The organism is Vibrio sp. 10N.222.49.C9, assembly GCF_041474985.1.
In the GTDB taxonomy this organism is placed as follows: Bacteria; Pseudomonadota; Gammaproteobacteria; order Enterobacterales; family Vibrionaceae; genus Vibrio; species Vibrio crassostreae_C.
In genome coordinates, this window is sequence record NZ_JBFRVD010000011.1 from 171,826 (window position 1) to 193,175 (window position 21,350).

Annotated in this window: 18 protein-coding genes; 6 read left to right on the top strand and 12 right to left on the bottom strand. The window is 45.1% G+C overall.

Going from position 1 to position 21,350, the window contains the following annotated elements; genetic code table 11:
* Nucleotides 1-11: 11 nt before the first annotated feature.
* The 11 genes from tolR to aspS form a co-directional block, all read right to left on the bottom strand.
* Complete coding sequence (tolR, locus tag AB4585_RS05040; protein WP_017062072.1) at nt 12-455, bottom strand: protein TolR; 444 nt, start codon at nt 453-455, stop codon at nt 12-14.
* A gap of 3 nt (nt 456-458) precedes the next feature.
* Nucleotides 459-1,142: a protein TolQ gene (gene tolQ / locus AB4585_RS05045; RefSeq protein ID WP_017062073.1), complete on the bottom strand. Its 684-nt coding sequence runs from the start codon at nt 1,140-1,142 to the stop codon at nt 459-461.
* The gene (gene ybgC, locus AB4585_RS05050; RefSeq protein WP_017062074.1) at nt 1,132-1,569 is read right to left on the bottom strand and encodes a tol-pal system-associated acyl-CoA thioesterase; all 438 of its coding nucleotides are present in this window, start codon (nt 1,567-1,569) and stop codon (nt 1,132-1,134) included. Before ybgC ends, tolQ begins: the two co-directional genes overlap by 11 nt.
* A 172-nt stretch (nt 1,570-1,741) precedes the next feature.
* Nucleotides 1,742-2,044, bottom strand: a complete 303-nt coding sequence (ybgE, locus tag AB4585_RS05055; RefSeq protein ID WP_017062075.1) for a cyd operon protein YbgE — start codon at nt 2,042-2,044, stop codon at nt 1,742-1,744.
* Nucleotides 2,037-2,144 carry a cytochrome bd-I oxidase subunit CydX gene (gene cydX / locus AB4585_RS05060; RefSeq protein WP_000270284.1) on the bottom strand — a complete coding sequence of 36 codons (108 nt, stop codon included), beginning with the start codon at nt 2,142-2,144 and terminating at the stop codon, nt 2,037-2,039. Before cydX ends, ybgE begins: the two co-directional genes overlap by 8 nt.
* 31 nt (nt 2,145-2,175) lie before the next feature.
* Nucleotides 2,176-3,312 carry a cytochrome d ubiquinol oxidase subunit II gene (gene cydB, locus AB4585_RS05065; RefSeq protein ID WP_372169399.1) on the bottom strand — a complete coding sequence of 379 codons (1,137 nt, stop codon included), beginning with the start codon at nt 3,310-3,312 and terminating at the stop codon, nt 2,176-2,178.
* A 13-nt stretch (nt 3,313-3,325) separates the two neighbouring features.
* Nucleotides 3,326-4,912: a cytochrome ubiquinol oxidase subunit I gene (gene cydA / locus AB4585_RS05070; RefSeq protein WP_017062077.1), complete on the bottom strand. Its 1,587-nt coding sequence runs from the start codon at nt 4,910-4,912 to the stop codon at nt 3,326-3,328.
* Nucleotides 4,913-5,464: 552 nt separating this feature from the next.
* Complete coding sequence (gene ruvB, locus AB4585_RS05075) at nt 5,465-6,481, bottom strand: Holliday junction branch migration DNA helicase RuvB (RefSeq protein WP_017062078.1); 1,017 nt, start codon at nt 6,479-6,481, stop codon at nt 5,465-5,467.
* A 103-nt stretch (nt 6,482-6,584) separates the two neighbouring features.
* The gene (ruvA, locus tag AB4585_RS05080; protein ID WP_017062079.1) at nt 6,585-7,196 is read right to left on the bottom strand and encodes a Holliday junction branch migration protein RuvA; all 612 of its coding nucleotides are present in this window, start codon (nt 7,194-7,196) and stop codon (nt 6,585-6,587) included.
* 153 nt (nt 7,197-7,349) lie between these two features.
* Nucleotides 7,350-7,871 carry a crossover junction endodeoxyribonuclease RuvC gene (ruvC, locus tag AB4585_RS05085; RefSeq protein WP_008219936.1) on the bottom strand — a complete coding sequence of 174 codons (522 nt, stop codon included), beginning with the start codon at nt 7,869-7,871 and terminating at the stop codon, nt 7,350-7,352.
* A 159-nt stretch (nt 7,872-8,030) separates the two neighbouring features.
* Nucleotides 8,031-9,803 (bottom strand): aspartate--tRNA ligase, encoded by a 1,773-nt coding sequence (aspS, locus tag AB4585_RS05090; protein ID WP_065585130.1) that lies wholly within the window; start codon nt 9,801-9,803, stop codon nt 8,031-8,033.
* A gap of 580 nt (nt 9,804-10,383) precedes the next feature.
* Between aspS and AB4585_RS05095 the strand changes: the two genes are divergently transcribed.
* The 6 genes from AB4585_RS05095 to AB4585_RS05120 all read left to right on the top strand — a co-directional run bounded on the left by AB4585_RS05095 (nt 10,384) and on the right by AB4585_RS05120 (nt 16,875).
* Nucleotides 10,384-11,289, top strand: a complete 906-nt coding sequence (locus AB4585_RS05095; RefSeq protein ID WP_372169400.1) for a DUF72 domain-containing protein — start codon at nt 10,384-10,386, stop codon at nt 11,287-11,289.
* Between the two features lie 139 nt (nt 11,290-11,428).
* Nucleotides 11,429-12,157: a carboxy-S-adenosyl-L-methionine synthase CmoA gene (gene cmoA / locus AB4585_RS05100; RefSeq protein WP_017062083.1), complete on the top strand. Its 729-nt coding sequence runs from the start codon at nt 11,429-11,431 to the stop codon at nt 12,155-12,157.
* Nucleotides 12,158-12,343: 186 nt separating this feature from the next.
* On the top strand, nt 12,344-13,315 hold the full coding sequence (cmoB, locus tag AB4585_RS05105; protein ID WP_017062084.1) for a tRNA 5-methoxyuridine(34)/uridine 5-oxyacetic acid(34) synthase CmoB: 972 nt from the start codon (nt 12,344-12,346) through the stop codon (nt 13,313-13,315).
* Nucleotides 13,316-13,627: 312 nt separating this feature from the next.
* Nucleotides 13,628-14,368, top strand: a complete 741-nt coding sequence (locus AB4585_RS05110) for an ATP-dependent zinc protease (protein WP_017062085.1) — start codon at nt 13,628-13,630, stop codon at nt 14,366-14,368.
* A 17-nt stretch (nt 14,369-14,385) separates the two neighbouring features.
* Nucleotides 14,386-15,891, top strand: coding sequence for an inactive transglutaminase family protein (locus tag AB4585_RS05115; protein ID WP_029235905.1), 1,506 nt, complete (start codon nt 14,386-14,388; stop codon nt 15,889-15,891).
* Between the two features lie 3 nt (nt 15,892-15,894).
* The gene (locus AB4585_RS05120) at nt 15,895-16,875 is read left to right on the top strand and encodes an alpha-L-glutamate ligase-like protein (RefSeq protein ID WP_372169401.1); all 981 of its coding nucleotides are present in this window, start codon (nt 15,895-15,897) and stop codon (nt 16,873-16,875) included.
* 124 nt (nt 16,876-16,999) lie between these two features.
* Here AB4585_RS05120 and fdhF read toward each other — a convergent pair whose 3' ends face one another.
* The gene (gene fdhF, locus AB4585_RS05125; protein ID WP_372169402.1) at nt 17,000-21,229 is read right to left on the bottom strand and encodes a formate dehydrogenase subunit alpha; all 4,230 of its coding nucleotides are present in this window, start codon (nt 21,227-21,229) and stop codon (nt 17,000-17,002) included.
* Between the last annotated feature and the right edge of the window lie 121 nt (nt 21,230-21,350).

Genomic DNA, 21,350 nt, shown 5'->3' on the forward strand with positions numbered 1-21,350 from the left:
ATGCTACGGAGCTATTCCCTTATATCCGTTAAAAGGCCAACCTTTGGCACACCTGCACGGCTTAATTCATCAAGTAATAAAACCACTTCAGCGTATGGCGTTGCGGCATCACCACCAACCGCCACTGGAGAGTTTGGCTTCAGAGACAACTCGGCTTTCACACGGACGATAATATCTTCCATTGATAAGCCACGCTGTACTTCTTCGTCATTAACGCTCAAGCCAAGTTCACCGTCTTTGTTCACTTCAACGATGATAAAGCTCGCGTTGTCGTCACCCAGTAGGTCTTGTGCCGATTTAGCCGTTGAAGCCTGAGGCAATTCAACGTCGACACCTTGAGTAACAAACGGCGAAGTCACCATAAAAATGATCAGCAAAACAAGCATAACGTCGATGTAAGGTACAACGTTAATCTCTGCTGTCATTTTGCGTTTTTTAGGTTGGTATCCAGCCATCTATTATTCCCTGCCAGCCATCGCTTGACGGTGAAGAATACTGTGAAACTCTTCAGAGAAAGTCGCGTAGTTGTGTTCTAGCTTGCCTACTCGGCTGCTGAAGCGGTTGTACGCCATTACCGCTGGAATCGCAGCGAATAGACCCATTGCTGTTGCGATCAGTGCTTCTGCAATACCAGGAGCAACCATTGCGAGCGTCGCTTGCTTCACTTCACCTAATGCGATGAATGAGTGCATGATGCCCCAAACCGTACCAAATAGGCCGATGTATGGGCTGATAGAGCCAACGGTCGCCAAGAAAGGTAAGTTAGTTTCTAGTTCATCAACCTCACGAGCAACGGCAACGCGCATCGCACGGCCAGTGCCTTCCATAATGAAGTCAGGTGATGTTGCATTCGATTTACGAAGGCGAGCGAACTCAGTAAAGCCTGCGTAGAAAATTTCTTCAGTACCAGAAAGCTCGTCTTTGCGTTTGTTGCTCTCTTGGTACAGTTTTGCAAGATCAACGCCTGACCAAAATTTGTCTTCAAACACTTCTGTTTGTTTAGAAGCTTGAGATAACACTTTACTTCTTTTTATGATCATCGCCCAAGAAACAACAGACATGCCCATAAGAGTCAGCATGACCATCTTAACTAGTAAACTAGCTTCTAAAATTAGGCCTAAGATTGAGATTTCAGCAGTCACTATTCGTTAGCTCCGTGAGAATAAATGTTGGCATTGCTTTGGGTTTCATTTTTTGATTATCGATACATGCTACCTTAACCATTGCTTTACACAATGCCTTGCCATCAGGATTTACGATCTCTTGACAGAAGACCAAGGTAGCTCGCTTCAACTCGTAAATATTTGTAATGACTTGTAAAGAATCATCAAGACGCGCGCCTTGAATAAAATCAATGTCCATATGTCGGACTACAAAACCGATGTTTTGTTCTAACAATACTTGCTGAGAAACGCCAATTGAGCGCAACATCTCAGTTCGAGCGCGTTCGAAAAACTTAAGATAGTTTGAATGGTATACAACGCCACCCGCATCGGTGTCTTCGTAATACACAGTCACTGGCCACGTAAATAGCTTAGATAATCCCTGCAATTTGCTACCACAATCCAAAACGATAAAGATCTCACTATAACCTAACTCCTTATCATTAATAGTATATCGCTGTGAATTTTTTGATTTGAGAGACGAAAAAAAAGGCCATCTGTATAAGATGACCTCTTTTTGGCTAAAAACCCAACAAGTATAAAGGCTCACGTTGTTATGAACCTAAATCCTTTGCCTTTTATAGAAGGCGCAGCACCGTTAGGTAGAGCAAAATTGTGAGTGAAACATATGGGCTAAACAGTAGCTGCCACATCCAAGCTCTTGGCTTAAATCCGATACCGTAAACCATGCTTGAGCATACTGCCCAAATAAACATTGGTCCGATGATCGCGTTAAAGCCACCGATGCTTGTCGCATACGCTTCAGGATCCCACATCACTAAACCCACATGCATGAAACCCAATACTAGGGCTAAGGCTCTAAGCAGAGTCTTATCCATTGGTTGATGCAGCTTAGCGATTTGCTCTGCGAGATTACTCACTGTCTTTGTCCATCATTTCTGAATGCTCTAGCCATAGAGCATTGATGATGCCGAATGCACATGCTAGAAGTACACCCAAAATCCATGCGAAATACCACATAAAATTTCTCCTAAGTTATTTAACTTCTAGCTTAGTAAGCTGAAACGTCGTTATCTTCGATGTGTTTCTTATCTAGACGACCGAACATTTTGTAGTATGTCCAAGTTGTGTAGCCAAGAATCACAGGAACCATTACCGCCGCAACGACAGTCATAAGAGCAAGCGTTAGCTCACTCGCTGTTGAATCCCACATAGTCAAGCTTTGGTTAGGGTTCAGGCTTGATGGCATTACGAATGGGAACATTGCAAAACCAGCCGTTAGAATAACACCAGCGTTCGATAGGCTTGAGAACAAGAATGCGAAACCACCACGCTCAAAGCGAGATGCAATCACAGCAAGCAGTGGCATTGCTACACCAAGGATCGGCGCAGCCCACATTGCTGGATAAGTTTCGAAGTTTGTCATCCAAGCACCCACTTGAAGTGATACTTCTTTGTTTAGTGGGTTTGAGTCAGCAAACGTATCGATAGTGCTCGTAATTACATAGCCTTCGATAGATTGAACCCAGAAACCACCAATAACGAATAGAGCAATAGCAATTAGGCCAGTGATCTGAGCAACGTTACGAGCACGAGCGTGCAGCGCTTCTGTTGTCTTCATTTGAAGCCATGTTGCACCTTGCATCACGAACAACATCAGAGCCAACACACCACAAAGCAATGCAAATGGGTTAAGCAGAGCGAAGAACGTACCATGGTACTTAGACATCATAAATTCGTTCAGTTCAAATGGAACACCTTGTAGTAGGTTACCAAATGCCACACCGAAAATGATTGGTGGTACTGCGCCACTAAAGCAAAGTGCGTAGTCCCAAGTTTTGCGCCATTTTGGATCTTCGATCTTTGAACGGTAGTCAAGAGCAAGTGGACGTAACCAAAGTGCAGCTAGCGTTACGTACATTGCGAAGTAAAAACCAGAGAAAGACGTCGCGTAAACCAGTGGCCATGCAGCAAACAATGCACCACCCGCAGTGATAAGCCAAACTTGGTTACCATCCCAGTGAGGGGCAATCGTGTTTAGCATAATACGACGTTCAGTGTCGCTCTTACCGATAACAGGTGACAGAGCGGCAACACCCATATCAAAGCCATCAGTTACGGCGAAACCAACCAGTAGAACACCGATCAATACCCACCAAATAAGTCGTAAGCTTTCGTAATCAAACATAATATTCCCTCACTTATACTTCAACTGAACGGCTAACTTTGTCTTCAACAGAGTTATCGTTTTGTTCGAAGTGGTAACGGCCTGTCTTCAAGCTACTTGGACCTTTACGTGCGAATTTCAGCATTAGGTAAACTTCAGCAATCAAGAACACTGTGTAAAGTGCCAGGATAGCGAATAGAGAAGTCCAAAGCTGTTCAATAGTCAGTGCTGATGCAGCAACGTTAACCGGTAGGATTTCACCAACCGCCCATGGTTGACGACCAAACTCAGCAACGAACCAACCTGCTTCAATCGCAATCCAAGGAAGTGGGATTGAGAATAGCGCAGCTTTAAGTACCCATGGTTTCTGTTCGATTTTCTGACGACACGTTTGAACAAACGCAGCACCGAATACAAACAGCATGATGAAGCCACAAGCAACCATCAGACGGAATGACCAGAATAGAGGCCAAACTGTTGGGATAGAATCATCCGCAGCCATTTGGATTTGGTCTTCAGTTGCATCAACAACGTCGTCTGTGTAGCGCTTAAGAAGCAAGCCGTAACCTAGGTCACCTTTCACTTCGTCGAACGCAGCCATGTTTTCTTCAGACTTATCGCCTGCACGTAGCTTTTCAAGCAGCTCGTACGCGTACATACCAGTACGGATACGATCAACGTGGTCATCACGTAGGTCACGTAGGCCCGTTACTTCAGTATCAAGCGAACGCGTTGCGATGATACCCATTACGTAAGGAATTTTAATTGCGTAGTCAGTATTCATTGTCTCTTGGTTCGGAATACCAAAAACAGTAAATGCTGCTGGTGCTTCTTCAGTGTGCCATTCCGCTTCTACAGCAGCGAGCTTCACTTTTTGAACTTCACCAAGCTCGTAACCAGATTCATCACCTAGTACGATTACTGACAAGATCGCCGCCATACCGAAAGACGCTGCAATCGCGAAAGAACGACGAGCAAAGGCAAGGTCACGACCTTTAAGAATGTAGTATGAGCTGATACCAAGGATGAACATTGCACCCGTTGTGTAACCAGACGCTACTGTGTGTACGAATTTAACTTGTGCTACTGGGTTTAGTACAACTTCAGCGAAGCTCACCATTTCCATACGCATAGTTTCAAAGTTAAATTCCGCACCCACTGGGTTTTGCATCCAGCCGTTTGCTACCAAGATCCAAAGCGCAGAGAAGTTAGAGCCAAGTGCTACTAACCAAGTTACCGCTAAGTGCTGACGCTTTGACAGTCTGTCCCAACCGAAGAAGAATAGGCCAACAAAAGTAGACTCTAGGAAGAATGCAACAAGCGCTTCGATAGCTAGCGGAGCACCAAAAATGTCGCCAACATAGTGAGAATAGTAAGACCAGTTAGTACCAAACTGGAACTCCATGGTTAAGCCTGTCGCTACACCAAGAGCAAAGTTAATACCAAACAATTTACCCCAGAACTTGGTCATGTCCTTGTAAATTTGCTTGCCAGTCATTACATAAACTGACTCCATAATGGCAAGTAGAAATGCCATACCTAAAGTCAGTGGAACAAATAGGAAGTGATACATCGCTGTAAATGCAAACTGCAATCGCGACAGATCAACAACATCAATCATGGTAACTCCTTTGTGTCGGCTGAATGACACTTGTGTGATTATTCACCGCAAAAATCCATGTTAAAACAATTTATGTAATTGTTATTACAAGTTGAAATTTGTAGCAAAAACGTACCGTTATAGTTAGATTATTGTTAAGCATGAGCTAATATAGCTGGCGCTAATATTACTGGTAAAATCAGTATGTTTCAAAAGGTTTATGGGAGAACCCTGCGTTGATTTGTATCAAATTTATTCGAGCAAATTAGAGTTATTTTTGTACAATTATGATTAAAATCACACCAATTATGCTTGTCTTAATAACAGCGCATGATATCTGTGACAAATGCTCAGCACCGCCTCAACATCCGAATTACAACTACCTATAAAGTATTAACAAAAAATATGACAACTTATTTCATTTCCTGTTATCTAAATCAAACCTGAAATCAAAGTTTCCATTTTTGAAGCTCCCTTTTCGATCTTTTTATCGACTCGCTCAAAGAGTTGTTATTCAGTAAAAAGCAAAAAAACCCAGCGCTTATGCAACTGGGATCTTTAAAAATGAATAATTTAACGATTGGAGGGTTTATCTATTCCAAAGTGTAAATACGCTCTGTCGGTCGCGATTCGACCTCTTGGCGTCCTTTGTAGGTAACCTTGTTGAATCAAGTAAGGTTCTAACACATCTTCAATAGTGTCTCTCTCTTCACCAATCGCGGCAGCCATGTTGTCGATACCTACCGGACCACCACCAAACTTCTCCATAATCGCCAGCAGAAGCTTTCTATCCATGTAGTCGAAACCTTTAGCATCGACATCCAACATGTTTAGCGCTTTGTCAGCAACCTCCGGACAAATATGCCCGTCGCCTTTTACTTCCGCATAATCACGAACACGGCGCAGTAGACGGTTAGCAATACGTGGCGTACCACGAGCTCGGCGAGCAACTTCTAGCGCCCCTTCGGACTCCATAGAAAGACCAAGGCAATCTGCACTGCGCTGAACGATGTTTTGTAGATCTTCAACCTTGTAGTACTCAAGACGCTGAGTAATACCAAAACGGTCACGTAATGGCGATGTCAGTGAGCCAGCACGAGTGGTTGCGCCAATCAAAGTAAAAGGAGGAAGGTCAATCTTGATAGAGCGTGCCGCTGGGCCTTCACCAATCATGATATCTAATTGGTAGTCTTCCATTGCAGGGTACAACACCTCTTCAACCACAGGGCTTAAACGGTGAATCTCATCAATGAACAGGACATCATTTTCTTCGAGATTGGTCAGTAACGCCGCTAGGTCGCCTGCTTTTTCTAGAACAGGGCCTGAAGTCGTACGAATGTTGACATCCATCTCATTGGCAACAATGTTCGCCAACGTGGTTTTACCCAAGCCTGGAGGGCCAAATATCAACAGATGGTCGAGCGCCTCGTTACGCAGTTGTGCCGCTTTGATGAAAATCTCCATCTGGCCACGAACGTGATCCTGACCTTGATAGTCAGCCAGTGCTTTAGGGCGTATTGCACGATCAATGACATCTTCATCTTTGAATACTGGGTTATCCGGTGCAATAAGGCGATCGGCTTCAATCATAAATTCTGCTATTCCTAACTATGCTCTTGTTGACTCTGCGCTTCTTGACTCTGTGTAAAGGCAAAGTGAATGAGTCTATTTTGTCGAACAAGTATATTGGGTATTAAACCATCGATTTCAGAGCTTCGCGAATCAACTGTTCGCTGGTCATGCCATCTTTAGCCACTTGAGAAACCACCTTGGAAGCTTGAGTCGGCTTGTAGCCTAATGCAAGTAGCGCACTTACCGCTTCTTCTTCCGCGTCGTGAACGGTTGGCATAGAATCAATCGGAGCTGCATCTGTCGCTGGAGTAAACAAGTCACCCGCGCCCCACCCTTTCAGGCGGTCTTTCATTTCAACAACCAGACGTTCAGCGGTTTTCTTACCCACACCCGGAAGTTTAACCAGCGTCGAGATGTCTTCACGTTCAACACTTTGAACAAACTGGCTAGCCGTCATGCCTGAAAGAATGCCAAGGCCTAGCTTAGGGCCCACACCGTTCGCTTTGATCACTTCACGGAACAGCGCACGCTCTTTAACCGTGTTAAAACCATAAAGTAGCTGCGCATCTTCACGTACAACAAAGTGCGTGTAGATGATTGCCTCTTCGCCCACGTTTGGTAATTCGTAAAAACAGCTCATTGGCATTTGAACTTCATAGCCAACGCCACTCACTTCGATTAGTAATTCTGGTGGCTGTTTTTCTATTAATGTACCGCGTAGACGTCCGATCACAATTCACTCTCTTGATGGAATATAATTTGAGGGACAGAATATAAAAGAACTGGATGCTTATCCAGTTCTTTGTGTTTATTAGGATGATTTATTTAAGCTTGCTTAGCTTAAGAAACCGAATGATTCTGTCTTCAGAAACGCCATAGCCTATGGTTATCGGTAACGCCCTTTTCTTGCTCCTGTTGCTTTACCCGCAAGCGCTATCAAAGTTTTATTGGTGTTGGCGTGAGTGATCGCTACGCCTAGAGCATCGGCAGCATCGGCCTGTGGTTTAGCGGGTAACTTAAGCATGCTCATCACCATGTTCTGAACCATAGACTTGTCCGCACCACCATTACCCGTCACCGCTTGCTTAATTAAACGAGCCGCGTATTCATGAACAGGCAAATCCGCATTTACAGCCGCTACGATCGCGCTGCCCCTAGCTTGCCCAAGCTTAAGCGCTGAGTCTGCATTCTTAGCCATGAAGACCTGCTCTATCGCAAACACATCCGGTTGGAACTGAGTAATAATTTCGCTCACACCGGCGTAGATTTGTTTGAGTCGGCCCGGCAACTCTTTTTCTGAGGTGCGAATGCAACCACTCCCTAAGTAATATAGGTGGCGGCCATTTTGACGAATAACACCGTAACCGGTAATGCGTGAGCCAGGGTCAATCCCTAAGATAATAGACATAACTTCAAATACTGATTATTTATACATGCTTTATGAGCTTAGTATATCGAACGCAAAAAAAAATGCCCGTCAAATTAACGGGCATTTTATTGTTCTACTACAAAATTTAGCTCTATCGAAAACTCAAAGCTTCAGTAGAAAGTTAGGCTAATCGCTTGATTAGTCTTCTTTCTTCGCTAGTTTAACTGCGATTGCTAGCTCTTCCAGTGATGCTGGGTTCGCTAGGCTTGGCGCGTCTGTTAGTAGACATGCTGCAGCTGTTGTTTTCGGAAATGCGATAACGTCACGGATGTTCTCAGTACCACAAAGCAGCATTGCTAGACGGTCAAGACCGAATGCTAGACCAGCGTGCGGTGGCGTGCCGTACTTAAGCGCTTCAAGTAGGAAGCCGAACTTCTCTTGTTGCTCTTGTGCTTCGATACCTAGGATACCAAATACCGCTGTTTGCATTTCTGCGTTGTGGATACGTACAGAACCGCCGCCTACTTCGTAGCCGTTGATTACCATGTCGTATGCATCAGAATTTGCTGCTGCTGGGTTCGCTTTTAGCTCTTCCGCGTTCACACCTAGTGGTGATGTGAATGGGTGGTGCATTGCGTGTAGGTTACCTTCGCCGTCTTCTTCGAACATTGGGAAGTCAACAACCCACAGTGGAGCCCATGCAGATGTGTCTGTTAGCTCTAGATCCGTACCTAGTTTAAGACGAAGTGCGCCCATTGCTTCAGCAACGATGCCCGCTTTGTCTGCGCCGAACAGAATGATATCGCCAGATTCAGCTTGAGTACGATCTAGAATACCGTTGATTACGTCTTCGCTTAGGAATTTAGCAACTGGAGATTGAATACCTTCCATGCCTGCAGCACGGTCGTTAACCTTCATCCAAGCTAGGCCTTTCGCGCCGTAGATGTTTACGTGTTCAGCGTAGCCGTCGATTTGCTTACGAGTTAGCTTAGCACCACCTGGAACACGGATAACTGCTACGCGACCTTTTTCGTCGTTAGCTGGGCCAGAGAATACCTTGAATTCAACATCTTTAACCAAGTCAGCAACGTCCACTAGCTCTAGTGGGTTACGTAGATCTGGCTTATCAGAACCGAAACGACGAATCGCTTCAGAGAAAGGCATTACTGGGAATTGACCTAGTTCAACATCTAGAAGTTCTTTCCACATATCGTGAACAAGCTTCTCAGTCACGTTACGTACTTCTTGAGAAGTCATGAAAGATGTTTCGATATCGATTTGAGTAAATTCAGGCTGACGGTCAGCACGTAAATCTTCATCACGGAAACATTTAACGATTTGGTAGTAACGGTCAAAACCAGACATCATCAGCAGTTGCTTGAAAAGCTGAGGAGATTGAGGAAGTGCGTAGAAGCTACCTTTGTGAACACGGCTTGGTACTAGGTAGTCACGAGCACCTTCTGGTGTCGCTTTCGTTAGTACTGGCGTTTCGATGTCTAGGAATAAGTTCTCATCTAGGAAACGACGAACGAAGCTAGAAGCACGTGCACGAAGCTTAATACGGTCGCTCATTTCTGGACGACGAAGATCGATGTAACGGTACTTAAGACGCTGCTCTTCAGAGTTCGTTTGGTTGAAGTCTAGTGGAAGCGCTTCTGAACGGTTAATGATCTCTAGACCCGTCGCGTAAAGTTCTACTTCACCAGTAGCCATGTCTTTATTTACTTGGCTGTCCGGACGAACTCGTACTTCACCAGTAAACTTGATACAGAATTCATTACGCAGTTGGTTAGCGATCGGGAAGATATCTTTCATATCTGGATCGACAACAACCTGAACGATGCCTTCACGATCACGCATATCAATAAAGATAAGACCGCCTAAATCACGGCGACGGTTTACCCAGCCGCACAATTCTACAGTTTGTCCCGCCAGGGACTTGTTCAGGTTACCACAGTAATGGGTACGCATAATGAATTTCCCAATCTCTTAATTATTTACTAATTTCCAAGCTGTCAGTGGTCATTCCACACAACAGAGCAAAGGAACATTTATACGCGGAAACTCGCTTAAAATCGACCTTCCACATTCGAATTTATTGTGTTTTATCTGGCTTTGCTGCTTTTTAGCCCATCAAGTGCGCAAAGATTCATCAAAACCGAAAAAATTGCGATAATTATATCTCGAAAGTACCTTAATCAGCAAAACTCTCGTAAAGTAGATTTTAGGGCGCGTTGACCTTTCGTGGTTAAATTTTGTTCGAGATAAAAGCGTTTTAATCGCGGCGAGGGAAAAGTAGCCTAGTCATTCTAAGCAAATCTCCCTCAACAAAGAGTAAAACGCTTTTAGCCGAACCCTTCGGGCAGCGTTTGCTGGGTATTTCTACTACGTTATCGGCTTCTCATGTAGGCTAGCTACACATCAAAGCCTCTGCCTTGTATAAACACCCAGCAACTCGCTGCAAAAACCAGCTCGAAAGATCAACACGCCCTAATTTCAACCCAAAAACTTTTTGTAATGACTGATGGCGTGATGGATAACGGTGTAATAGATGGATAATCGTGTAATAACAACAGAAACTTTACCTCTAAGACTTGGATTAACTATGTGGTCTCATTCTGAGTGGCAAAGTCAGTTCTACGGTAAAGGCACCAAGCCTGCCGAACGCTTGGAAAAATACACCCAAGTTTTCCATACCGTTGAGGGCAACACCACCTTTTACGCTACGCCAAGTATGTCTACCGTTCACAATTGGAAAGCCGCCAGTCACGATGATTTCAAGTTCACCTTCAAATTGCCCAAATTCATCACCCACCAGCAACAACTGAAACACTGCCAAGCCGAACTCAAAGAGTTCTTGATGACGATGTCGCCACTGCATGACCGTATTGGTCAATGGACGATTCAGCTGCCGCACAGTTTTGAGCCCAGCATGCTGCCTGCCCTACAAAAGTTTTGCACCTTATTCCCAAAAGATATGCAGCTTGGCGTCGAAGTTCGACACTTAGGTTTCTTTGATAAGGGCGATGCGGAAAAACGCTTCAACCAATGGCTGGTTGAGGAAGGCATCAATCGCATCATCATGGACAGCCGCCCCGTTTTCTCTGCGCCACCCACCACAGAAGCGGTGATCGATGCGCATCAGAAAAAACCGCGTGTTCCTGTTCATGCAATTGCTACCGCCAATAACCCGATGATTCGATTTATTGGTCACCCAGACCAAGAACCTAATATTGAGTTTTTTAAGCCTTGGTTTGCCAAAATCCCAAACTGGCTTAATGAAGGCAAGCAGCCCTATTTAATGATCCACACCCCAGACAATAACCACGCACCTGAACTTGCGATTGCTATTTATAAGAGGCTACAAAAGCAAGTCTCTGAAAATACATCATTATTACTGCCCGAACTGACTCAGTTTCCAGCTCAAAAAGGCAATCACCAAATCTCGATGTTTTAACCTCTCACTTGTAAGTAGCTTCGAACCTTGAGCTAAATCTCAGTTTTCGTGACAGTGGCGTTTTTTTTACGTAAAATACGCCCCCTTTTATTTGGTACGAATTTTGTGCCAATTACGCTGACTGTCGAGAGAAAATGCTATGAGCAACACAGACAATATCTTTTCCGCTCCTATTGATAAAATTGGAGACTTCACCTTTGATGCAAGGGTTGCTGAAGTATTTCCGGATATGATTCAACGTTCGGTGCCTGGCTATAGCAATATCATCTCTGCAATCGGCATGCTGGCTGAGCGCTTTGTAAAGCCACACTCAAATATTTACGACCTTGGCTGCTCGCTTGGTGCTGCGACACTTTCTATGCGTCGTCACATTCAGCAAGAAGGCTGCACGATTTTCGCGATCGATAATTCAGAAGCCATGGTTGAGCGCTGCAAATTGCACGTAAATGCTTACCGCAGTGACACACCGGTAGAAGTGATTGAAGCCGACATCCGTGAAGTGGAAATCAAAGACGCTTCTGTTGTGGTGCTTAACTTTACGCTGCAATTTCTTTCTCCAGACGATCGATACGCTCTGCTTGAGAAAATTCATGCTGGCTTGCGCCCAGGCGGGATCTTAATCCTGTCAGAAAAATACGTATTCGAAGATGAAAGCTCAAATGAACTGCTTATCGACCTGCACCATGATTTCAAACGTGCTAACGGGTACAGCGAGCTAGAAGTAAGTCAGAAACGTAGCGCAATTGAAAACGTGATGCGCCCGGATTCGATCCCTGTTCACAGAGAGCGATTTGATAAGATTGGCTTCTCAAGCAGCGAAGTCTGGTTCCAATGTTTCAACTTTGGTTCAATGTTCGCGATAAAGTAAACATTTTAGATTACGTAACCGTCGCGACACCGTTAGCACGTACTAAAATGTCATCCTCAAGAGCGAGGAACAAACGAATTGGGGATCTCTTATCAAACACGATAAACGAGATTCCCTAGCATGTTTGTCCACACTCTTAATGGAGTGACAAATTTAATTTCTACACCACCAACTCAGTGAAAACCTATGTTTAATTTTGCCAATTTTTATCAACTTATTGCCCAAGATACTCGCCTTCAGCCGTGGCTAAATGTCCTGCCACAGCAACTGACCGATTGGCAAAATGCAGAGCACGGTGACTTTGACCGCTGGCTACGTGCACTAAACAAGATTCCACAAGACGTGCCAGATCAAGTTGACCTGAAAAATTCAGTGACGATTGGTAGTTCTACGCCATACCACACAGGCGAACTGAAAAAGCTAGAAAGCTTATTGAAGACTTTCCACCCGTGGAGAAAAGGTCCTTATACGGTTCACGACATCCATATCGATACAGAGTGGCGCAGTGACTGGAAATGGGATCGTGTGCTTCCACATATATCTCCATTAAAAAACCGTTCGGTTCTCGATGTAGGTTGTGGCAATGGTTACCACATGTGGCGCATGCTGGGTGAAGGTGCTCGCTTAACGGTTGGTATCGATCCTTCCCACCTATTCTTGGTTCAGTTTGAAGCAATTCGTAAGTTGATGGGCGATGACCAACGAGCTCACCTATTACCTCTAGGTATTGAGCAGCTCCCAAAGCTAGAAGCCTACGACACGGTATTCAGCATGGGTGTGCTTTACCATCGTCGTTCACCACTGGACCACTTGATTCAACTGAAAGACCAATTGGTGTCTGGCGGTGAACTGGTTCTTGAAACCTTGGTGATTGAAGGCGATGAGAACGCAGTATTAGTTCCGGTTGACCGTTACGCGCAAATGAGAAACGTCTACTTCTTCCCTTCAGCTCGCGCACTGAAACGCTGGCTAGAACAAGTTGGTTTTGAAGACGTACGAATCGTTGACGAAAATGTCACGACAATTGGTGAACAACGCACCACAGAATGGATGACACACAACTCTCTTCCAGATTACCTCGATCCGAACGATCCAAGTAAAACGGTTGAAGGTCACCCTGCACCGAGACGTGCGATTCTGGTAGCAACAAAGCCATAGATTTACTGCCCACAACGCAGTGGCATATTGAGTAAATAAAGCACAAGCCTATTAAGGCAGCAAAACAATTGCTTGCATGGTCAAAAAGCCACTGTTAATTTCGCGGTGAACCTTGCTTCCTTAGCTTAAGAATTGAACAAAAATTGACTTATGTTTAATAAGTGAGCTATTCCAAATAGCAATAATTGGCGTAGCGCTCACATTGCGATTCAATATGACCAGACTCTTACAATAGGATGCTTCACGCATCCTTTTTTGTGGGCTAAACTTCTAAATAGTCTGAACTATTCTCTAATTCTCAAAGGTTTTTTTATGTTTAAGCGATTATCGCCTATTGTGGCGGTTGGTTTGCTCTCTGGTTGTACTCTTACAAATGGTGCTACCTACCACCAAGAAACTCTCGACGCTATTTCCCGCTCAGAGACAAACATCGCAAATAAGGTTCAAAATCTTGAACTGCAACTAAGCAATCAAAGTGACTATATTGAAAGCTTAGAAGACGAAATTACTACCCTTTCTAGTCAATTAGATACCCATCTAACGAGCATGGAACACAAGGTTATTGAAGAGCTAGAGGAAGAGGAACCGGTCGCTATTGCCGTTGCTCCTATCGCTCCTATATCACAACCGACTATCCTTGGCGGCATCGAAAAAGTGTTTATCGACTCTATCAAGCAAAGCTTTGATGCTCGTGTTGATACAGGTGCAACCACCTCTTCTTTAAACGCTGTCGATATCAAAGAATTCGAACGTAACGGCAAGAACTGGGTTAAATTTCACCTAGACGACAAAGCCCAAGCTAAAGAAGACCAGAAATGGATTGAAGCGCCTGTTGTACGTTATGTAAAAATCCGTCAATCAACCAATGATCAAGCAGAACGTCGAGCTGTGATCGAATTATGGGTGAAAGTTGGAAAAATCCATGAAAAAGCGCAATTTACATTGGCGGATCGCTCTCAAATGAGTCACCCTGTGTTACTAGGGCGCGAATTTATCAAAGACATAGCGCTAGTAGATGTAAGTAAAAAGTACGTACAAACGGAAGTTAAATAACAATAGTAGGGTAAGCTATGACGTCAAGAATTCCATTTTATATCTCTATATTCCTGCTTATTGTGGCAGGTATAACACTGAGTATGTTCAGACATACGACCTACGGTGTACCTTGGACTCCAGGGGAAACCAGACAGGTTTGGGACGTTGAAGCTCGCATCGAGTTCAACGCAGTAGGCAAAGAAGCAAAAGTTTCCTTAGCGGCTCCTCATACTCAGTCTAACTACACACTTATCGGCGAATCGGCTTCATCGCCGGGTTACGGTATCTCTTACTTGAATACCGAATCAGGTCGCCGCGCAGAGTGGTCTATTCGATACGCAGATGGCCCTCAAACCATCTACTACAAAACACAATTCCTAGTCGACAACCAAGCAAAAGTTGATGCTATCGCACCAGAAGGTGAAGTCTCGCAACCAAGCTTCGACGGCCCTGAAGAAGCGGCTTCTCTTGCATTGATTGATAGAGCGACAAAACGTTCTGCAGACAATATCACTTTTACCCGTGAGCTCATCAAAACACTTAATGATCCAGACAGCCAAAACTCAGCGCTGATTCTGAACAACATGACCAAAGTGGAAGCGACACACAAGCTACTTTCAGCGGCGAAAATACACAACAAAGTGGTTGGTGTTATCGAGCTAGAAGATGGTCGTCGTCGTCAGTCGATTCAAAACATGATTCAGATCTGGGATAACGACGAGTGGGTTCTATTCTCTCCTGAATCAAGCGAACAACAAGTTCAACCAAACCTACTCATCTGGGACGAATCAAACGTTTCTCTACTGGATGTTGTTGGCGGTCAGAACAGTAAAGTTCACTTCTCTATGATTGCTCAAGAGGTTTCACCAACGGAAGCAACCAATAGTAAAGTCTCTGCTGATCAACTGTTAAACCTTTCAATTCACAGCCTACCGTTAGAAGAGCAAGCGATGTTTAAAACCATCATGCTGATTCCTATCGGTGCTCTGATTGTTGTGTTCCTACGTGTCATCATCGGCCTGAAAACGTCTGGTACGTTCATGCCAGTACTGATTGCGGTAGCCTTTGTACAAACACAACTGGTAACGGGTATTGTTGGCTTCCTGCTTATTGTAGGTACGGGTCTGATTATTCGAAGTTACTTGTCCAAACTCAACTTGCTCTTGGTAGCCAGGATATCCGCCGTAATCATCACGGTAATCATGATTATCTCTGTGTTTACTGTAGTCGCGTTTAAAGTGGGTCTGACTGAAGGTCTATCTATTACGTTCTTCCCTATGATTATCCTATCTTGGACTATCGAACGTATGTCTATCCTATGGGAAGAAGAAGGCGCGAAAGAAGTAATGCTGCAAGGTGGTGGTTCTCTATTCACTGCGGTTCTTGTTTACTTAGGCATGACTAACCCGTTCATTCAGCACTTAACGTTTAACTTTATTGGTTTACAACTTGTTATTCTAGCGACCATCTTGCTACTAGGTAACTACACAGGATACCGTCTAACCGAGCTTCGTCGCTTTAAACCGCTAGCGGAGGACTAAGTTATGTTTGATCAGTTTACTTCACCGTTTAGGTTGAAATACAAAGGCATAATGGGAATGAACAAGCGTAACCATAGTTATATTGGTCGCTACAATGATCGTTCCAAGTATCCACTCGTTGATGACAAGCTTAAGACGAAGATCATTGCTGAACAGGCTGGTGCTACTGTACCAAAACTGATTGGCGTGATTGGTCATCAAGCTGAAGTAAAAACAATCCACAAGATGGTAAAAGAGTGGCCGGGTTTCGTAATCAAGCCAGCTCAAGGCAGTGGTGGTAAAGGTATCCTTGTTGTGACTTCTCACAAGGACGGCGTTTACACCAAGCCATCGGGTTCGACTATCAATGAAGAAGACGTAGAGCGCCACATCAGTAACGCTCTCGCGGGTCTTTTCTCACTTGGTGGTAAGAACGATGTTGCGGTAGTTGAAAACCTCATCAAGTTTGATGAGTGTTTTGATGGCTTCAGTTACGAAGGTGTGCCAGATGTACGAATCATCGTATTCAAGGGCTACCCTGTGATGGCGATGATGCGTTTATCTACTTCGGCTTCCGACGGTAAGGCTAACTTACACCAAGGCGCTGTAGGTGTAGGTATTTGTATTGCGACGGGTAAAGCCGTTCGTGCGGTTCAATTTGACCACCCAGTAACTCACCACCCAGATACGGGTAAAGAGTTGGCGCTACTTCAGGTACCACACTGGGAAAAACTGCTAACACTAGCTTCAAGCGCTTGGGAAATGACAGGTCTTGGTTACATGGGTACTGACATGGTTCTAGACCAAGAAGAAGGCCCAATGGTACTTGAGCTTAACGCACGTCCAGGTTTGGCTATCCAAATCGCGAACGGCGCAGGTTTATTGCCTCGATTGCACCATATTGAGAACCTTGGTACACCGGCTGAATACCCAAAACCAGCAGAGCGCGTTGCCTACGCTGCTAAGCAATTTGGTGTTCACGGTAGCGAAATTGTTCAAAACTAAGCTCATCTAAATTAAAGCGAAACGACTCAGTTATTGATACTGAATCTAGCTCGATAAAAAGGCCGCATAACTCTGAGAGTTACGCGGCTTTTTAATGCCAGCCGTCTTCACCGAGCTAATATGATTAAGCCTCTGTTACTTCACACTCAGGCTCACGAATAGGATCAATACGCACAGCCGCCACCTTAAACTCAGGGATCTTAGCGTGTGGATCGGTCGCTGTGGTCGTCAAACGGTTAACCGGCGATTCAACAAAATGGAATGGAATGAACACCACACCCTTTTGCATTCGCTTAGTCACAAACGCCGCGATTTCTATTTCACCACGACGTGTCGACACCTTGAGCATCTGACCATTCGAGATTCCTAACGCTTCAGCATCGTGAACACTGACCATTGCACGTGGCCCCGCTAAGTTATCCAGGCCTTTGGTTTTACGCGTCATAGTGCCTGTATGGAATTGCTCTAAGATACGCCCTGTCGTTAGAACTAACGGATACTCTTCATCCGGTAGCTCAGCAGCGTATCTAAACGGAATCGCCTCCATTTGACCACGCCCACGGGTAAATTGGGTCTGGTGCATGATACGAGTGCCATCAAGGTTATTCTTATTACTCGGCCATTGCACGCCATTGACCGTAATGTTCTCCCAACGTAAACCACCATACTGTGGTGTTACACGTGCTATCTCATTGGTGATATCGGCAACGGTGTTATAGTCCCAACCACCGCCCATTGCGTTGGCTAGCATTTGGATAATCACCCAATCTTCTTTCGCTTCACCTGGAGGCAATACCGCCGGGTTAATGCGCTGAACACGACGCTCGGTATTGGTAAAGTGACCAGACTTTTCAGCAAACGAGCAAGACGGAAGAACCACATCGGCATATTGAGCAGTTTCGGTTAAGAAAATATCTTGAACTACTAAGAAATCTAACGCTTCAAGACCTTCAATCACATGCGCTTGGTTCGGGTCACTCAGCACTGGATTCTCGCCCATTACGTACAGACCACGAACATCTCGATGACACGCGCCATCAATAATCTCGGTCAGCGTTAACCCCGTTTCAGCGGGTAGATCAGTAACGCCCCACTCCATCGCAAACTTTTGACGAACCATTGGGTTATACACTTTCTGATAACCCGGAAGATTATTTGGCAACGCGCCCATATCGCATGCACCCTGCACATTCGATTGGCCACGCAGCGGGTTGATACCACCACCTTCAATACCGATGTTGCCACACAAGAGTTGCAGGTTGGCGATTGAACGTACGTTGTCATGCCCAGTAGTGTGCTGGGTAATACCCATCGAGTAATACACCGCTGTTCGTTCTGCAGTACCAATCAATCGTGCCATTGCGAAGATGTCTTCCGCTTTAACGCCAGTCACCAATTCCACTTTTTCTAGCGAATAGCTTGGTGACATTACCTCTTGAAGCAAGGTATCAAAGCCGTCCACACGATCTTCGATATACTCTTGGTCATACCAACCATGTTTGATGATCTGCTGCATCACACCATTTATCAGCATTACATCGGTACCCGGTCGGTGCGCTAAGTAAAGCTCAGCATGGTCAGCAATATCTATTCGTTTTGGATCGGCAACGATCAATCGCGCTCCACCATGTCTCACAGCCTGCTTAATGTGCGAACCAATAATTGGGTGCGCTGACGTGGTATCCGAACCAATAATAAAGATCACATCAGAGTGCTTGATACTTGGAATATCATTGGTCATCGCTCCACTGCCTAACGATGCTTCAAGTCCAGTCACCGTCGAGGCATGACAAAGGCGAGCACAATGGTCGACGTTATTGGTGCCTAGTTCGCGACGTATGAATTTTTGGAAGGCATAGTTATCTTCGTTGGTGGTTTTAGCCGATGAGAAACCCGCTAGAGCATTGCTACCAAAACCTTGTTTAATAGCCGTGAACTTATCGGCAATCAGCGTAATGGCTTCTTCCCAACTCGCTGGTTGTAACCAGCCATCTTTACGAATTAACGGTGTTGTAAGGCGGGCATCACTGCCGACGAAGTCGAAACCGAAACGTCCCTTAACACACAGCATGCCCTCGTTGACCGGAGAATCACCGCCCTCGATATAACGGATTTTGTTCTTCGCTTCGTCTACATGCATGGTCAGTTTACAGCCCACACCACAGTAGGTGCAGATAGTATCGATCTTCTTGAGAATATCTGTGTCGCCTTGTTTTCTATCTCTCGCGTCTACCATCGCACCTGTTGGACACGCTTGAATACACGAGCCACATTGAACACAGTTTGAGTCACCCATTACGGTCTTGTCTGCCCCAAAGTTAGGGCGACATTCGGGTCTTGATGCAGGTTTGCCATCGGATTGGTTCATGAAGCTTAGAACGCCATGAACATTCTGTTCGCGACAGGCTTGGATACACTGGCCACAACTGATACAGCGGTTGGCGTCAAAGATAATGAACTCAGAACTGTCATCGACCGAAAATTTTTGTCTTGTTAACCCGACCTTCGCTTCTTCAGCACGAATCGCCTGCCAACTCTCATTCGAAGCCACATCGATTTTGTACTCTGGATGCGTTTGCGTTGCTTTGTATTCGGTCGAGTAGTCTCGTAGGTCGCAATCGGTATTGGCTTGGCAACCACACTCTAGACATCTTGCTGCTTCCGCTATTGCATCAGCATTATCAAACCCTGTTTCTACTTCATCAAAGCTTTGTTCACGCTGCTCGGGCGTTAGTTCTGGCATGATCTTACGAGCCATACGTTGTATCGACTGGTATTGCTCAGGATCCACCGCTTTGAGCTGTTTGTGTTTTCTTGAGTTAAACGGTTTGGCCGGAATATTTTCCATATCACCGTGGAAGAAGCGATCGATCGCTTGTGCAGCAATACGCCCATCCCCCACCGCTTCGACTGCGGTTGCAGGGCCGCGTCGGAAATCACCAATACTGAAAATATTTCCGGTTCCGGTATGCATGGTTTGTGGATCAGCATCTGCGGTATTCCAACGAGTAAGAGGAATATCAATCGCTTCATTGTCCATAAAGCTCAGATCAGGCTTTTGCGACACGGCAGCAATAACCGTATCAAACGCTTCAACAAAGAACTCGCCAGTTGGTTTAGGGCTGCGGCGGCCTGAAGCATCAGCAGGACCCAAAGCCATTCGTTCTAATCGTATTTCTGATACATGACCATTTTCATCGGCTATGTTTTCTGCAGGGTTGGTTAAGAAGTGGAACTTCACACCCTCATGTTCAGCTTCTTCGATTTCGTAATCTTCTGCTGGCATCTCATCTCGAGTACGACGATAAATCAGCGTAGTATCCGCGCCATCACGAACTGCGGTTCGAGCACAGTCAATCGCTGTATTACCGCCACCGATCACGGCAACCTTTTTACCAGTGACGTACTGCTGATCGGTCACGTAATCTTTCAGATAATCGACACCCAAATAACAACCTCCGAGTTCGCTACCCGGGTAATTCATCTCGACCGCTTGCGATGCACCAACGGCTAAACAAACCGCATCAAAATCGTTACTTAAATCAGACAGTGTAAAATCAACACCGAGTTTTTTACCGCACTCAACCACCATTCCGTTGCGACACATCAACTCGATTTCTTTATCTAGAATCGACTTAGGTAAGCGATATTCAGGGATACCGTAACGCAGCCAACCACCCGCTTGCGGCATCGACTCATAGACACTGACATCATAGCCTTCGTTAGATAGGTAATAACCCGCCGTAAGCCCACCGGGGCCACTACCGACAATTGCAATACTCTTGCCTTTATTCGGTTTCTTAGCTGGCATGTAGCTCTCTTGAGTCGCTAAATCCGCGTCGGCAGCGTGTCGTTTGAGTTGGCGAATCGCAATGGATTCATCGACCAAGTTACGACGACATTCGGTTTCACAGAAAGCAGGACACACACGACCAATTGAAAGCGGCATTGGCAATGTCTTTTTGATCACTTCAATCGCTTTAATGTGATCATTTTGAGCAATATGGTGCAGGTAAGATTGGATGTCGACCCCAGCAGGACAGGCTGTTTGGCATGGCGCCTCACAGTCAGCGTAGTGATCGGTCATGATGCGATTCAACGCTTCTTGTCGATGATTCGTTAACTGTTTTGACTGAGTGGTAATATTCAGCCCATTAGACACTTCAAGCTCACAAGAGCGAGTAACACCAACGCCATCAACTTCCACAACACACAAATCACACGGCACTTTATCCGCTGTTTTATTCAAACCACATAAAGATGGGATTTCCAAACCACATGTTTTTGCCGCTTCAAGAACGGTTTGTCCTTGCTCGACGATTCGATATTTCCCATCAATAACGATTTGAATCATACCTAAGTCCTACCTTTACCTTTCGCACACGCGAGTTATCAACAATTAAAATTTAAGTAATACAATATTATTAATATTATTAAATCTATGTCATTACCATACATTATTTGTGGTTTTGTGC